Source organism: Methylobacterium sp. AC832 (assembly GCF_979256025.1).
The window spans coordinates 60913-75083 of sequence record NZ_CEEDMV010000003.1; the positions used below are offsets into that span (position 1 = coordinate 60913).

The following is a 14171-nucleotide window of genomic DNA, read 5'->3' on the forward strand; positions in this document are numbered from 1 at the left end:
CCCTCCCCGGCCCGCTCCCTAGGGTGCCCGGCCGCATCCGGCCGGTTCCGGCCGTCCCGTGTCTTCTCGCAGAACTGACGCCCATTCCATGTCCGCCCCGCCCGTCTCGTCTCCGCTCGCCCTCGACCCCGCCCTGGTGGAGGCCGCCGCCCATGCGGCCGCCTGGCCCTTCGAGGAGGCGCGCAAGCTCGTGGCGCGGCTGGAGCGCAAGCCGAAATCGGAAGTGCTGTTCGAGACCGGATATGGGCCGTCGGGCCTGCCGCATATCGGGACGTTCGGCGAGGTGGCCCGCACCTCCATGGTGCGCCACGCCTTCCGCGTGCTCACCAACGACAGCGTGCCCACGCGGCTCATCGCCTTCTCGGACGACATGGACGGCCTGCGCAAGGTGCCGGACAACGTGCCGAACAAGCAGATCCTGATCCCGGCGCTGAACCAGCCGCTCACCCGCGTGCCCGACCCATTCGGCACGCATGACAGCTTCGGCGCGCACAACAATGCCGAGCTGCGCCGCTTCCTCGACGCGTTCGGGTTCGACTACGAGTTCCGCTCGGCCACCGAATGCTACAAGGCCGGCCTGTTCGACACGGCCCTGCTGACGGTGCTCGACCGCTACGAGGCCGTGATGGCGATCATGCTGCCGTCGCTCCGGGCCGAGCGTTCGGCGAGCTATTCGCCGTTCCTGCCGCTGCACCCGGAGACCGGGGAGGTGATGCAGGTCTCCATCGACGAGGTCCGGGTCTCCGCCGGCACCCTGGTCTGGCGCGACCCCAAGACCGGCACTGCCTACGAGACCCCGGTCACCGGCGGCCACGCCAAGCTGCAATGGAAGCCCGATTGGGCCATGCGCTGGGTGGCGCTCGGCGTCGATTACGAGATGGCCGGCAAGGATCTGATCGATTCGGTGAAGCTCTCCGGCGAGATCGCCCGTGCCCTCGGCGGCGAGCCGCCGGAGGGATTCAACTACGAGCTCTTCCTCGATAAGGAGGGCAAGAAGATCTCGAAGTCGAAGGGCAACGGCCTGTCCATCGACGATTGGCTCGTCTACGGCACCGCCGACAGTCTTGCCCTGTTCATGTACAACAAGCCGCGCGAGGCCAAGCGCCTGTTCGTGGAGATGATCCCACGTCAGGTCGACGATTACCTGAACTTCCTCGAGAAGTTCCCCGGCCAGGAGCCGGCGCAACAGCTCGGCAACCCGGTCTGGCACCTCCATGCCGGCCATCCGCCGGCGGCCGAAGCCGTGGGCAAGGGCGGCTCGCTGAACTTCGCCATGTTGCTCAACCTCGCGGCGGTCGCCAATACCGAGGACCCGGCGGTGCTGTGGGGCTTCATCCGCCGCTACGACCCGGAGATCGGGCCGCAGACCCATCCGGTCCTCGACAAGCTGGTCGGCCATGCGCTCGCGTATTTCCGCGATCTGGTGCGTCCGGCCAAGACCTACCGCGCGGCGACGGAGGACGAGAGGGCGGCCCTCGCCGACCTGTCGCGGACGCTGGAGGCCCACAAGGGCTCCACCGATCCGGAGGGGCTTCAGGCCGTGGTCTACGAGGTCGGGCGGCGGCACTTCCCCGACCTGTCCGGCAAGGCCAAGAGCCCGGACGGACGGCCCGGCGTGTCGCAGGCCTGGTTCACCACCATCTACAACGTGCTGTTCGGCGAGGCGCGCGGACCGCGCTTCGGCTCGTTCATCGCGCTCTACGGCGTAGCGGAGACGCAGGTGCTGATCGAGAAGGCCCTGTCCGGCGCGTTCGTGCCGGCCTCGTGCGAGACGGCCTCACTAGCGTGATCCTCGACCTCACCGATTATTCGCTGGACGGATGATCGGTGAGGTGAGGACCGGGATCCCGGCTGGCATGCAGCATCGCCACGATCTCTACAGTCCCGGCCTCATAGCGGAAGAAGATCACATAGCTTTCGCAAGGAAAGCTACGTAGGTCGCTCTGCAATTCCGGACGTGACCGGCCGAGCCGTCCCGGGAGCCTCGCCAATCGATGGCATTGCCGGCGAAGTCGCGCAACGAACCCCTGTGCGGTGGTGAGGCTGCCACTGATTTCAGTGACGTGGGCGAGGATATCGACGAGGTTGGTTCGCGCGAAGGCGAGGAACCGAACCTTGCTCACTCCCCATAGCCCAGAGCCTTGAGTTCCGCGCTCTTTGCTGCGAGCGCAGCATCGATCTCATCCTCGCTCGCGTCGCCGCCCGCCTCGACGGCCTCGCTCAAGGTCCGACGCAGGGCCTGGAGTTTCGCCTCGCGCTCTTCGACGAGGCGAAGGCCTTCGCGAACCACCTCACTCGCCGAGCCATAGCGGCCATCCTGCACGATGCGGGAGATAAACCCCTCCCACCGGTCGCCAACAGATACGTTCATGCCGTCCTCGCCTCCGAATGGATGCGAAGAATACCATAAACGGCGCATTTTTTGATATCGGAGCGGATTGAGAAGGGGCAGTGTTCAGGCGATCCCACCGACCTGTTACCAACGGCAGGCGGCCGTCGCCCTATTCCGCCCGTCCGAGCTGCCGCAGGCTCAGCGCCCAGACCCGTTCCTGAAGCGCCTCGTCCTGTCCGAGGGACGAGGTCGGCACGGGGCGGCGCTTCGAAAAATACAGGCCGCTCACGCCGTCCACCTCCGGCGAGGTCGCCAGATGCAGGGAGGTCGCCGCCCCATCGGCCGGATTGCTGAGGAAGGGCCGGATCAGCGACCAACTGATGCCGAACCATCCCCCGGTGCCGCCGGCGAAACCGCTGGCGATCACGCCGGGATGGAGGGAATTCACGGTGACACCTGTGCCGGCGAGGCGACGGGACAGGGCGGCGGTGAACAGCACGTTGCCGAGCTTGGCCTGGGAATAGGCCTTCCACGTGCCGTAGCGGCGCGCCCCGTCGAGATCCTCGAGATCGATCAGGCCGCGCGTATGCGCCCTCGAGGCGACGTTCACGATGCGAGCGGGCGCGCTCGCCTTCATCAGGTCGAGGAGGTCCAGGGTCAGTTGCATGTAGGCCAGATGGTCGAGCGCCCAGGTCCGCTCCAGGCCATCCACTGTCACGTGCCGGGCATCGAAGATGGCGCCGGCATTGTTCACGAGCACGTCGAGGCGTGGATAGAGCGCCCGCACCTCGGCGGAGAGACGCCGGATCTCCGCCTGCGAAGACAGGTCGGCGAGAAATACGTCGATGACGGTGCCCGGCACCGCGTCGCGGATGCGGGACGCCGCCTCGTCGGTTCGGCCGGCATCACGGCCGACGATCCCGACACGGGCGCCCGCCCGTGCCAGCCCCAGGGCCGTCTCGTAGCCGATGCCCGAGGTGGCACCGGTCACGAGACAGATCTTTCCGGGAATGGGTACGGCGTTCGCCATGGACGTCACGAACTCCCGCCGGCCCGGTTACCGATCGGATGACCGCTTAGAAGACCGCCTGACCGACAGCCAAAGCGAGCACCACGATCACGATGGCGATCACCAGGAACACACCGAACAGGATGCGCGACAGGGAGCGCGCGCCCGAGGCGATGCCGGTGAAGCCGAGGCCGCCCGCCAGGAGCGAGATGACGAAACAGATGAGGGCCCATTTGAGAAGGGTCATACGCGCAAAACTCCAGCGTGCGGAACGACCGATAACCCTCCTGTCGGGTCAAGCGTTCCGCTCAAGCTTGTGCGGCGTCGCGATGACGGGCGCGGCACCGGATTCCGCCTTCTCCAGGATGGTGGCGGCCAGCGCGTGATAGAGCCCTTCGCGGCAGATCAGCTTCGAGACCGCGTCGGCGATGAGGGCGGTGACCATGAGCGGGATCATCATCGCGTGGTCCTGGGTCATCTCGGTGACGATGACGAAGGCGGTGATCGGCGCCTGGAGCGTGCCGGTGAGGTAGGCGACCATGCCGATGAGCACGAGCGCGCCGATGGGCACGTCAGCGAACAGGCCGTGCAGCCAGACGCCCATCCCCGCCCCGACGCTGAGGGAGGGGGCGAACAGGCCGCCGGGGATGCCGCTGATGGAGGAGAACACCGTCGCGAGGAATTTCAGCGGGGCATAGGCCGGATGCCCGGTATCGGTGCCGTGGAGCATGGCGCGGGCCTCCTCGTAGCCGGTGCCGTAGACCGTACCGCCGGAGGCGAGACCGCAGAGGGCGACGCCGAGCCCGCAGAGGGCACCGAACACGATGGGGTGGCGGCGGATGGCGCCGCCGATCCGACCGGGCAGCCCCCTGGCGAAGAGGAGGGTGACGCGGCCGAACAGGCCCCCCGCGATGCCCCCGGCCACGCCCAGGATCGCCACCGCGAGCCATCCCGGCCCGAAGGGCAGGGCGGCCTTGGTGGTGCCGAAATACGTATAGTCGCCCTGGATCGCCAGCGCGGTCAGCCCGGCCGCGATGACGGTGGCGACGATGAGACCGCTGGTGCGGGCCTCGTAGGTCCGGCTCAGTTCCTCGATGCCGAAGACGATACCGGCGATGGGGGTGTTGAAGGCGGCGGCGACCCCTGCCGCACCACCGGCGAGGATGACGCCAGGCAGGCGCTCCGCGTCGAGCCGGCCGAATGCCGCCATGATCGCGGCCCCCACCTGGACCGTCGGCCCCTCGCGGCCCGTCGAGGCGCCGCAGACGAGGCCCAGCGTCATGACCAGGATCTTGCCGAACGCCGTCTTGAGGGAGACCAGGGCGTTGCGGATCGCCGGGTCCTCCGTATGGCGCGCGGCGATCACCTGGGGAATCCCCGAACCTTGCGAGTTCGGGAACACCCGAATGGCGAGCAGGATCGCGATGGCGAAGCCGAGCGGCGTCAGCACCAGGGCGACGAGGGGGGAGGGCGAGACGATCCAGCGGAATACTTCGTGCGCCCAATCGGCGAGCTTGGCCATCCCAACGGCAGCGAGCCCGACACAGAGGCCTCCGAACAGGAACAGCAGGCGCTGCCGCCACAGGGGCGCCGCATCGGAGGCCGCCCCACGCCAGCGGTCCAGTCGCCTGCGCGGCGGAGGGGAGGCGGGAGCAGGCTCAAGCATGATCGCCGGCCTGCGTGGGCGATCGATCGTCGGATGGGCGACACGTTCGTGAACCGACCCCGTCTTTCCGGGGCTGCGGAGCGGAGCCCGGAATCCAGGACCAGAGGTCGATCTTCATTCTGCTCCACCGGTGGTTCTGGATTCCGGGCTCGCCTCTGGCGCCCCGGAAAGACGGGAAGGATCACGAGCGTGTACGGCGCTTGTCCGGCACGAACCGAAGGCCCGAGGACTCTCGCCAAGCAAGAACACCCGCCAAGCAAGAACCCTCACGAAGCCAAGGCCCTCACGAAGTAAGGACACTCGCCAGGCGAAGCCCGCGACGCAAGGCGTGTACCGCCCCTCAGCTCGTCTTGCGCGGTGTCTTTCCCGCCTTCTCCTCAGCTTGGCAGAGTTCGCCGACGGTCTTGAGATAGGCCTTGGCGTCGAATTTCCGGAGCGAGTTCTCGCTCTGGTAGCGCACCGTTCCGAAGATCGGACGGCGCGCCCAGGGGCGGTCGTGCAGGCCGTAGACCCAGGCGACGTTGGTGAAGGAATTGGCGTCGCGCCCGTCGAGAAAGTAGCGGTTGTTGAGGCGCAGGGTGCGGTTGAACCCTTCCTCCGCGCTCGGAGACCATTCGAGGATCTTCTTGCCCCAGTACATGCGTAGGTGGTTGTGCATGTAGCCGGTCACCCGCATCTCGGCCTGGGCGGCGTTCCAGTATTCATCGTGGGTCTTGCCCTCGGCGAGTTCGGCCTCGGTGTAGAGCGTGGGCCGCTCATCATCGGCGTGTTCGGCCAGGGCCTTGCGCGCCCAGTCCGGCACCGCATGCTCGAAACTGTCGTAGCGCTCCGTGTAGTTCACATGGTTCATGGCGAGCTCCCGCCGCACCACGAGTTCCTCGAGATAGGAGGCCTTGTCCTCCGACGCACCCGCCTTCGAGGCCCGTACCGCCAGGGCGATCTCCACCGGCGAGATCTGCCCGAAATGCAGGTAGGGGCTCATATGCGAGGCGGCCCCCGCTTCGGGCCGGTTGCGGTCGGTGCCGTAGGAGCCGAACGGCCCGGCGAGATAGGCCTTCAGGCGCCGGCGCGCCTCCGTCTCGCCGCCGGTGAAGCGCGTCACCGGAGCGACCTCGCGGTCGAGGCTCATTCCCGCCAGCACCGCCTCCGGGTCCGACACGTCGATCTCACTCTTCGGCAGCTCGCGCCCGGCCTTGTGTTTCACGGTGCGGGGTTTGAGCTCCTCCACATACTCGTCGAGCAGCTTCAGGATCTTGGGACGCAGGGTGCGGGCCGCGAATTCATGCTTCGGGGAGGCGACCTCCACCGGCACCACTACGTCCCCCTCCACCTGGACGACGCGGATCGTCACGGCTTTCGCGATCTCGCCGTACCAGCGCTTCTGGATGGCGAGATAGCCCCGGTCGAGGACGAGGAGGGCCGCCTTGGCTGAAAGGTCGATGGCGATCTCGGCCGGCGAGGCCTTGCGCATCACGAAATGGATGCCGCGCGCCTCCAGCCCTGCCTTCGCGTCGGCGAGCCCCTGCAGCAGGAAGGCGTAGTGGCGCGCATTGGCTTCGGGAAACCCGTTGGCGCCGTCGAGAAGTCCGAAACAGACGACGACGGGAAGGCCGAGCCGGTTGGCCTCCTCGATGGCGAGTTCCAGGGCCGGGTTGCAATGGGCGCGGTTGGCCTGCTGCAGCAGGTAGAGGACGTAGGAGCCGTCCGCATCGGGTTCGGCGTCGTTCAAGTCCCGTATTCGCTTCGCCTGTATCGCCATCGTGTGTCACCGCCCCGTTTCCGTCGAAGTTTGCTCTCCCGCCAAGCGGGAGGTGAAGATGAATGATCTCGCGAGGAGCGGGTCAGGGAGATGGAAACGTCAGAATTCGTGGCGTTCCACCCAATGCAGAGGCCGGGTTTCCGAATGCACTCATCGGCTTGCATCACACGGATGACCAGGAAGACTGGGGCTGATCTTGGCCTGCGACATTTTCGTTACAGCGGGATTAGGAAGTGCGACGCCACACGAAAACAGATGGCTCCGTTGCACGAACAGCCTTGCATTTCCGCCCAGGACGCTCAGATTGTGCATTGCGGGAACGCGATGGCGTCGCGCTCCCGCTGCCCTTCTTGGGCGTTTCCTCCCTAGACTTCGGGCCGCTCTTCGGAGCGGCCTTTTTTCTGTCCGCAGCCGCGCAGCGCCCGTCAGCACGGGGTGCTCATCCGCGAGCGCGGGCCCGGATCATGAAATTGTCGTAGGTGTATTCCGCCACCTGGAACCAGAGATATTCCTCGTTCCGGAAGGTCTTCATCGCCTCGTAGATGCGCTTGAAATCGGCGTTCTTGGCAGAAATCTCGGCATAGACGTCGTTGGAATGCTTCAGGGCCGTCTCCATGACGTCCTGGGGGAAGGGCCGGAGCTGTGCGCCGGCGGCCACCAGACGGCGCAGAGCGCGGGGGTTGCGCGCATCGTATTTTGCCAGGACTTCGGCATGGGCCTGGGCGGCGGCGGCCTGGAGAATGGCGCGATAGGCCTTCGGCAAGGCTTTCCAGGCCTCGGCGCCGATCCAGAAATGCAGCATCGCGCTCCCTTCCCAGAAGCCGGGGTAATGGTAGGTGGGCGCCACCTTCTGCAATCCGAGCTTCTCGTCGTCGTAGGGGCCGATCCACTCCGCCGCATCGAGGGCCTTCGATTCGAGGCCGGCATAGATCTCCGGCCCCGGCGTCGTCTGGGGCACCGCGCCGAACTTCGCCAGCACCTGACCACCGAGACCCGCGATGCGGATCTTCATGCCCTGGAGATCGGACGCGCTCTTCACCTCCCGGCGGAACCAGCCACCCATCTGCGCCCCGGTATTCCCGCCGGGGAGGCTCACGAGACCATGCTTGGCGAAGACCTCCGCGAACAGGTCGGCTGCGCCGCCCTGGAGCCACCATGCATTCTGGCCGCGGGCATTGAGGCCGAAGGGCAGGGCGGAGGCGAGAGCGAAGGTCGGGTCCTTGCCGCTGCCGAGGGTGGCCGGCGCGTGTCCCATCTCCACCGTCGCGGCGGACACCGCATCGATCACGCCCTCGCTCGGGACCGGCTCACCCGGCGCAAGCACCTGGATCTGGAAACGACCGTCCGTCGCCTCGGCCACGAGGCGCGCGAGCGTCTCCGGCGCGCCGAACAGGACATCGAGGGATTTCGGATAGTGGGAGGCCAGCCGCCAGCGCGTCTCGGGCATCGTCTCGGCCCGGGCTCCCCCCATCGACAGGGCGGCGGCACCGCCCAATCCGGCGGCGAGCAGGCTGCGGCGCGCAGGGTGTGAGGCCATGACAACTCGCTTCAAAAACTCGCTTCCCCCGTCTCTCGGTCCGTTCACGAACGGGGCAGGAGGCAAAACGATCCGATATTCCTTCGCGCGCCCTTCCTTCGGCCTCACCGGCCGAACTGCGTCAGGGAGGGGGCGCGTAGGTGAAGCTCCCGTCCTTCCAGACATAGAGCACGTAGCCCTGGGCGGTGACGTCGCCCTTGCCGTCGAAACCGACCGAACCGAGGACGAGATCGAACCGCTCCGTATGGAGCGCGGAGACGATGCGGCGTGCATCCGTGCTGCGGGCGAAGTTCCCCGCCTCCACCAGGGCCTGAAGGGCGGCGTAGCCATAGATCGTCGAGCCCTCCACGTCGCCGCCCTGCGCCTTGAGCGCCTGGACCACGGCAGCCGCCTCCGGCTTGCGGCGCGGATCGAGGTAGAAGGTCATCAGCACGCCGTTGCTGGCCGGCCCGGCCGCGGTGGCGAAATCCTGCGTGGCGATGGCGGAGGTGCCGAACCATTGTGGCCGGAAGCCCCGTTCCGCCGAGATCCGCACGAGGCGGCCCATTTCGAGAGCGTCGCCCCCGTAATAGGCCACGGAGATCCCCGCTTCCTTCAGGCGGTCAGCGAGGGACGCATCGTCCGCGTCGCTGGCGACGAAAGCGGTCGCCAGGGCCTCGTTGATGCCGATCCGGTTGAGGTTGTCCTTGGTGGCGGCGGCGAGCGCCCGGGAGCCGGGGCTCTGGTCGTTGAGGATGGCGATCTTCTTGTCGCGGAAACGCTCCGCCAGCACCGTGGCCGAGAGCTTGGCCTGATCGTCGTCGCGCCCGCATACCCGGAACACGTTCTGGAGGCCGCGATCGGTGAGCTTGGCGGCGACGGACGCCGCCGTGACCATGGCGATGCCGTTGGCGGCATAGACTTCGGACGCCGCCAGCGAGGCGTTGGAACAGACATGACCCACGACGAGCCGCACATCGCTCGCGGCATAATGCTTGGCGACTCCCACGGCCTTGTTGGAATCGCAGGCATCGTCTTGGACGTCGAGCTGGATCGTCTGCCCGGCGAGGCCGCCCTTGGCGTTGGCGTCCCGCACCGCGGCGCGAACCCCACGAAGAACCTGCTCGCCGACGGCGACATAGGCACCCGATTGCGGAACCGCCACGCCGACGGTCACGTCGGCATGGGCGGGAGCGACGGCCAGGAACACGGCGAGACTTCCGCACGCGGCGGTTCGCGTGGTGACAGCGGATCTCAGCAGCGTGGCGGCGGTGTTCGGTCGCGTGGCGGCGGCCTTCCGTGACGTGGCGGCGGCCTTCCGTAACGTTGCGGCGGCCTTGCGCCGCGAGGCCAGATGGCGGGCCACGCTCGCCAGCCCGAAAAAGCAGGCCACCCGTCTCATCCTCATGTCGCCCCGCCCCAAAACCCGTCCGGTCCACTCTAAGACGAGCGGGCCCTACGAGTTGCCCCCCGGCACCCATGGCATCGTCGAGCCGTGAGGCAAGGCGGTCCATAACGCAAGTGCGTGCAAGCCCCCGCGTGGTCGGTGCGGAACCGAACCGCCCCGGCGCATGACGATCCGACCCATGACGATCCGGCCGGCCTCAGTCGAAGGAACCGCCGACGCGTACGCCGGTCATGACCGGCTGGGCCGCCGCCGAGAAGACGGAGAGGACCTTCTTGATCTCGGTGAACGGCGCGTTCGAGACGTAGACCATGTCGCGGTTGCGCATGCGGAAGGCCTGGGTGAGGAACAGGCTGTTCGGGTCACGCATGTCGACGCGATAGACCACGGGAACGAGAGGTGTCCCGAGAAGCGGGCTTCCGGGCTTCAGGCGACGGACCACCGCCGCCGGCTCGAAGCGGAAGATGAAGGTCCCGGTCGGATCGGCATCGGCATCGCGCTGACCGCGCGCCTTGGCCAGCGCCTGCGCCAAAGTGATGCCCTCGGCCTGGAACGGGATTTCCGTGGCCTGACCCAGCGCGCCGACCGCCAGGAAGGTCTGGGGATCGCGCACCAGGGTGAGGTTGTCGTTGGGGCGCAGGTAGATGTTTTCCTTGGGGTTCGACACCACGGTCGTCAGCGGCACCGTCGCCGTCGTACCGCCCCGCGACAGGCGCACGAAGGTCTCGTTGACGGGCGTCTTGACCCCGCCTGCGGTGGCGATGACGTCGAGGATGCGATCGCCCTGGGTACCGAGCGGGACGCGGGCGCCGCCGATGGATTCACCACCGACCGTCACCGATTGCGAGACCGGCCGGGTCACGGTGACGATCACCTGAGGCTGGATCGCCTTGCCGGCGAGCTCCGTCTCGATCAACGCCTGGACGTCCTGCGTCCGCCGTCCGGCCACCTGGATCCGGCCGGCATAGGGGATCGAGATCGCGCCGTCGCGCGAGACGACCTGCTCGGGCAGCTGCGCCGCCTTCGAGCCGGCGGAGAACGAATTGACCGTGAGCGGGCCCGAGAACAGGCCGCCCGAACCGGCTTCGAACACCGAGACGGCCACGGCGTCGCCGATGCCGATCACGGATTCCGCCGGAGCGCGACGATCGCCGAAGGATGCGAACAAGCTATCGAGGGAGCGTCCGCGCAGGGCCTCCACCACGGCGGAGTTCATGTCGATGAGTTCGTAGCGGGCGAAGGTCCCTTCGCTCGTCGCCTGATCCGCGCCGTCCACCACGGCCGTGGTCGACGGGCCGGCGGCGGGCAGGAAAGCGCCGCATCCCGACACCGAAAGCGTGGTGATAAGGACGATAGGCAGAGTGCGCATGCAGTTTCGCCTGTCGGTTTCTCTCATCCGCTGCCTAAACCAAAGCCTTGTCACTGTCCGTGGCGGGTTGGACACAGTGCCGTCCCGTCGGGACGCGTGCAACGGATCGTCCCCGATACCCACATGCCGAGCTCCTGGACTTGCCGTCGGCGCTTCGCAACGGACGACGTACGGGGCTACTTGGCCGCATCTGTCTCGTCTTACTGCCGAAATCGCTCGACGGTGGGCGGATCGGCGTGCGAATTTCCCGACCTACGAGCAGGGGGCACCTGCGAGGACAGCCGAGCAGGATGCCTTTGTCTGACACGATCCCCGACCGCCCTCCCGGCGCGCGCGCCGAGCGGACCCACGGTGACGGCGCACGAAGCCCCGTGCGGCGCCGGCACGTCTTCTATGTGCCGGGCTACGATCCGGAAGGGCGTACCCGCTACCGCATGTTGTTCGTGCGGGAGCTGACGCTCCATGCCAAGAGGTTCGGTGAGCCCAAGCGCCGCCCCGGACGCGCGGTCATGGGAGCAGACGGGCTTTCCCAGCGCTGGACCGTGGCCGCCGAACCGGAGGTCGGCGGAGCGGAGACGAGCTACGACGTCCTGCTCTGGGACGACATCGTGCTCAAGGATTTCGCCCGCTGGCGCATCGTCAGCGTCCTCCTGCTGTTCGCGGGCAGCCTCCAGGCCATCGTCACCGGCATGGCGGTGAAGTTCTACCGGCTGAACTGGAAATACGGCAACGTCATCCTTTATCCGCTCGGCCTGATCCTCCTCCTCACCCTCGTGAGCGGCCTGATCGCACATCAGATCCATGCTCATCTGGGAGACGGATTCGGGCACAGCCTGCAATGGCCGGCCTGGGTGACGGTGCCGCTGGGCCTCGCGGCCGGCCTCGTCTGGATCAAATCCCTCGATGCCCTGCTGGAACGCGCGTTCTTCTGGCAATTACTCAACGACTGGGTCTTCAACTGGCAGCACGGCCAGGGCCGGCGGCGCGACTACGAAACCCGCGTCGACGCTTTCGCCGCCCTGGTCGTGAACCGCCTCGCGGCATTCCGGGCGGAGGGTACGGAGCTCGACGAAGTGCTCATCCTCGGCCATTCGACCGGCGCGCTCACGGCGGTGGAAGTCTCCGCCCGCGTGCTCGCCGCCGATCCGGCGATCGGCACGGGAACGACGGCCTTTTCCTTGCTGACCCTCGGCTCGGGCCTGCCCATCGTCGCGCTGCAGAAGGAGGCGCGCAGGGTGCAATCGGACATCGCGAGCCTCGTCGTCTCGGAGCGGATCGTCTGGGTCGATTATTACGCCCCCCAGGACTGGATGAACTTCCCCGATTTCGATCCGCTGGAGCGCCTGCCCCTCGACCTCGGCGGCCGCCCCCCGCGCAACCCGCTGGTGCGCTCGGCCAAGTTCCGTGAGATCATCGATCCGGAAACCTACCTCAAAGTGCGATGGCGGCCGTTCCGGATGCATTTCCAGTTTCTCTTCGCCAACGATCGTCGCGGCGAGTACGACTTCTTCGCCATGGCGCTCGGCCCGCAGCGCCTGCGGGACCGGGTGAAAGGCCCCCGGATCGACACCGGCACGGCGACCGGGTCTTGAGCATCGAACCGGATCAGGGCCCGCCTCGAATTTTCATCGTGATGGGCGTCTCGGGCTCGGGCAAGAGCACGATCGCCGGGCTATTGGCCGAGCGCCTCGGGTGGGATTTCGTCGATGGTGACGCCTTCCACAGCGCGGAACACGTGGCCAGGATGCGGGATGGCCACGCCCTCGACGATGCCGACCGCGCCCCATGGCTGGCGGCGATGTCGGCCTGGATCGGCACACGCCTGGAGACCGGTAAACCGGGCGTTCTCGCCTGCTCGGCCCTGAAGCGGGCCTATCGCGATGCGCTCGTCCAGGGGCGGGCGGGCATTCGCATCGTCTATCTCGACGGCGACCGCGACCTGATCGCGGCCCGCATCGCCCGCCGCACCGGCCACTTCATGCCGGGTGCCCTCCTCGACAGCCAATTCGCCGCGCTCGAACCGCCGCGCCCGGAGGAGGGCGCGCTGGCGGTGCCGATCGTCGGCGGTGCGGAGGCCATCGTGGCAACGATCCTGGACCGATCGGGTTTGCAGCCCGACGATCCCATCAAACAGGACACAGCATGATGTCGGGCCCTCCCTCCGGCGACCGGGCGATCGCCTTCGTGATCTCCGACGTGGACGGAACCCTCGTCACCTCCGACAAGAGCCTGACCCAGCGCAGCCGGGACGCCGTCCGGCGGCTCGACGCGGCGGGCATCGGTTTCACCATCGCCTCCGCCCGGCCGCCGATGGGGCTCACCTCGCTGATCGCCGACCTCGGCCTGCGTCATCCGATCGGCGCCTTCAACGGCAGCACCCTGCTCGCCCCGGATGGGCAGATCCTCGCCGAACATCTCCTCCCGGAGGAGACGGCCCGCCAAGCCGTGCGGCTCCTCGACGGGCTCGGCCTCGATATCTGGGTGTTCGCGCGGGGGCAGTGGAACCTGCGCGACCCCCATGGACCCTACACCGATCTCGAACGCCGGACCCTCCAGGCCGAACCCACCCGCGTCGAGGATCTCGGTCCCCTTCTCGTGGGCGCATCCAAGATCGTCGGCGTCAGCGCCGATCCCGATCATCTGGCCGCATGCGAAGGCCGGGTCGCCGAGGCTCTGGGACACGGCGCCGACGTCCATCGCTCCCAGGCCTATTATCTCGACGTGACGCCGTACGGGCAGGGCAAGGGGACATTCGTCGACGAGATCGCGCGCCGCCTCGGGATTCCTCATGCACGAATCGCGACCCTCGGCGATGCCGCCAACGACGTGGCGATGTTTGCGCGAAGCGGGTTCTCGGTGGCCATGGGCAATGCCGATGAGGCGGTGAAACGGGCCGCGTCGGCGGTGACGTCGGGAAATGACGAGGACGGGTTCGCAAAAGCGGTGGATGAATTTCTCTTGACGCGCTGACGCGCAAACCCCGCCGATCCTCGTCCCGTACGGCTCAGCTCCTTGGCAATGCTGGCGAATCCGCCGGACCACTGGCCGGGGCCGCGTTCAGGCCTGTGCCATGTGCGCCACAGCACGCGGAGAAACGGCTCCGCTTTCCCGCAAT

The 14171-nt window shown here is 67.4% G+C and carries 14 protein-coding genes; 5 read left to right on the forward strand and 9 right to left on the reverse strand.

Translation table 11 applies throughout. From position 1 onward, the window contains the following. Positions 1-88 precede the first annotated feature (88 nt). Complete coding sequence (locus AC0IXR_RS11820) at positions 89-1789, forward strand: lysine--tRNA ligase (RefSeq protein WP_471760843.1); 1701 nt, start codon at positions 89-91, stop codon at positions 1787-1789. A 16-nt stretch (positions 1790-1805) separates the two neighbouring features. On the opposite strand, the gene AC0IXR_RS11825 is transcribed toward AC0IXR_RS11820, so the two are convergent. The 8 genes from AC0IXR_RS11825 to AC0IXR_RS11860 all read right to left on the reverse strand — a co-directional run bounded on the left by AC0IXR_RS11825 (position 1806) and on the right by AC0IXR_RS11860 (position 9492). Beyond that, a complete protein-coding gene (locus AC0IXR_RS11825) occupies positions 1806-2123 on the reverse strand; it encodes a type II toxin-antitoxin system RelE/ParE family toxin (protein WP_471760844.1) in 318 nt (105 codons plus the stop codon). Next, positions 2120-2371, reverse strand: a complete 252-nt coding sequence (locus AC0IXR_RS11830) for a type II toxin-antitoxin system ParD family antitoxin (protein WP_056163567.1) — start codon at positions 2369-2371, stop codon at positions 2120-2122. Before AC0IXR_RS11830 ends, AC0IXR_RS11825 begins: the two co-directional genes overlap by 4 nt. 130 nt (positions 2372-2501) lie before the next feature. Further along, positions 2502-3362 carry an SDR family oxidoreductase gene (locus AC0IXR_RS11835; protein ID WP_471760845.1) on the reverse strand — a complete coding sequence of 287 codons (861 nt, stop codon included), beginning with the start codon at positions 3360-3362 and terminating at the stop codon, positions 2502-2504. Positions 3363-3408: 46 nt separating this feature from the next. Beyond that, complete coding sequence (locus tag AC0IXR_RS11840; protein WP_018044058.1) at positions 3409-3588, reverse strand: DUF1328 domain-containing protein; 180 nt, start codon at positions 3586-3588, stop codon at positions 3409-3411. 48 nt (positions 3589-3636) lie between these two features. Further along, complete coding sequence (locus tag AC0IXR_RS11845) at positions 3637-5007, reverse strand: chloride channel protein (RefSeq protein WP_471760846.1); 1371 nt, start codon at positions 5005-5007, stop codon at positions 3637-3639. A 340-nt stretch (positions 5008-5347) separates the two neighbouring features. Next, complete coding sequence (locus tag AC0IXR_RS11850; protein ID WP_471760847.1) at positions 5348-6766, reverse strand: deoxyribodipyrimidine photo-lyase; 1419 nt, start codon at positions 6764-6766, stop codon at positions 5348-5350. Positions 6767-7205: 439 nt separating this feature from the next. Continuing rightward, positions 7206-8303 carry a TRAP transporter substrate-binding protein gene (locus AC0IXR_RS11855; protein WP_471760848.1) on the reverse strand — a complete coding sequence of 366 codons (1098 nt, stop codon included), beginning with the start codon at positions 8301-8303 and terminating at the stop codon, positions 7206-7208. A gap of 121 nt (positions 8304-8424) precedes the next feature. Next, a complete protein-coding gene (locus tag AC0IXR_RS11860) occupies positions 8425-9492 on the reverse strand; it encodes a branched-chain amino acid ABC transporter substrate-binding protein (RefSeq protein ID WP_471760849.1) in 1068 nt (355 codons plus the stop codon). Between the two features lie 31 nt (positions 9493-9523). Here AC0IXR_RS11860 and AC0IXR_RS11865 point away from each other — a divergent pair, with 31 nt between their 5' ends. Further along, entirely contained in the window at positions 9524-9781 is a 258-nt protein-coding gene (locus AC0IXR_RS11865; protein ID WP_461226823.1) for a hypothetical protein, read from the forward strand. Positions 9782-9886: 105 nt separating this feature from the next. On the opposite strand, the gene AC0IXR_RS11870 is transcribed toward AC0IXR_RS11865, so the two are convergent. Beyond that, a complete protein-coding gene (locus AC0IXR_RS11870) occupies positions 9887-11056 on the reverse strand; it encodes a polysaccharide biosynthesis/export family protein (RefSeq protein ID WP_056429361.1) in 1170 nt (389 codons plus the stop codon). A 290-nt stretch (positions 11057-11346) separates the two neighbouring features. On the opposite strand from AC0IXR_RS11870, the gene AC0IXR_RS11875 reads away from it, so the two are divergent. Genes AC0IXR_RS11875 through AC0IXR_RS11885 form a run of 3 tightly spaced genes read left to right on the forward strand, consistent with a single transcriptional unit; the run spans position 11347 to position 14026 of the window. Then, positions 11347-12648 carry an alpha/beta hydrolase gene (locus AC0IXR_RS11875; protein WP_471760850.1) on the forward strand — a complete coding sequence of 434 codons (1302 nt, stop codon included), beginning with the start codon at positions 11347-11349 and terminating at the stop codon, positions 12646-12648. 41 nt (positions 12649-12689) lie between these two features. After that, positions 12690-13202, forward strand: a complete 513-nt coding sequence (locus AC0IXR_RS11880; protein WP_471761282.1) for a gluconokinase — start codon at positions 12690-12692, stop codon at positions 13200-13202. Then, entirely contained in the window at positions 13202-14026 is an 825-nt protein-coding gene (locus AC0IXR_RS11885; protein ID WP_471761283.1) for a Cof-type HAD-IIB family hydrolase, read from the forward strand. Before AC0IXR_RS11880 ends, AC0IXR_RS11885 begins: the two co-directional genes overlap by 1 nt. The last annotated feature ends 145 nt before the right edge of the window (positions 14027-14171 follow it).

Excerpts from the sequence above, each read along its gene's own strand:
- AC0IXR_RS11880 (WP_471761282.1), top strand. The coding sequence starts at position 12,690 with ATGGGCGTCTCGGGCTCGGGCAAGAGCACGATCGCCGGGCTATTGGCC.
- AC0IXR_RS11845 (WP_471760846.1), bottom strand. The coding sequence starts at position 5,007 with ATGCTTGAGCCTGCTCCCGCCTCCCCTCCGCCGCGCAGGCGACTGGAC.
- AC0IXR_RS11840 (WP_018044058.1), bottom strand. The coding sequence starts at position 3,588 with ATGACCCTTCTCAAATGGGCCCTCATCTGTTTCGTCATCTCGCTCCTG.
- AC0IXR_RS11885 (WP_471761283.1), top strand. The coding sequence starts at position 13,202 with ATGTCGGGCCCTCCCTCCGGCGACCGGGCGATCGCCTTCGTGATCTCC.
- AC0IXR_RS11870 (WP_056429361.1), bottom strand. The coding sequence starts at position 11,056 with ATGCGCACTCTGCCTATCGTCCTTATCACCACGCTTTCGGTGTCGGGA.
- AC0IXR_RS11850 (WP_471760847.1), bottom strand. The coding sequence starts at position 6,766 with ATGGCGATACAGGCGAAGCGAATACGGGACTTGAACGACGCCGAACCC.
- AC0IXR_RS11875 (WP_471760850.1), top strand. The coding sequence starts at position 11,347 with ATGCCTTTGTCTGACACGATCCCCGACCGCCCTCCCGGCGCGCGCGCC.
- AC0IXR_RS11820 (WP_471760843.1), top strand. The coding sequence starts at position 89 with ATGTCCGCCCCGCCCGTCTCGTCTCCGCTCGCCCTCGACCCCGCCCTG.
- AC0IXR_RS11835 (WP_471760845.1), bottom strand. The coding sequence starts at position 3,362 with ATGGCGAACGCCGTACCCATTCCCGGAAAGATCTGTCTCGTGACCGGT.
- AC0IXR_RS11830 (WP_056163567.1), bottom strand. The coding sequence starts at position 2,371 with ATGAACGTATCTGTTGGCGACCGGTGGGAGGGGTTTATCTCCCGCATC.
- AC0IXR_RS11855 (WP_471760848.1), bottom strand. The coding sequence starts at position 8,303 with ATGGCCTCACACCCTGCGCGCCGCAGCCTGCTCGCCGCCGGATTGGGC.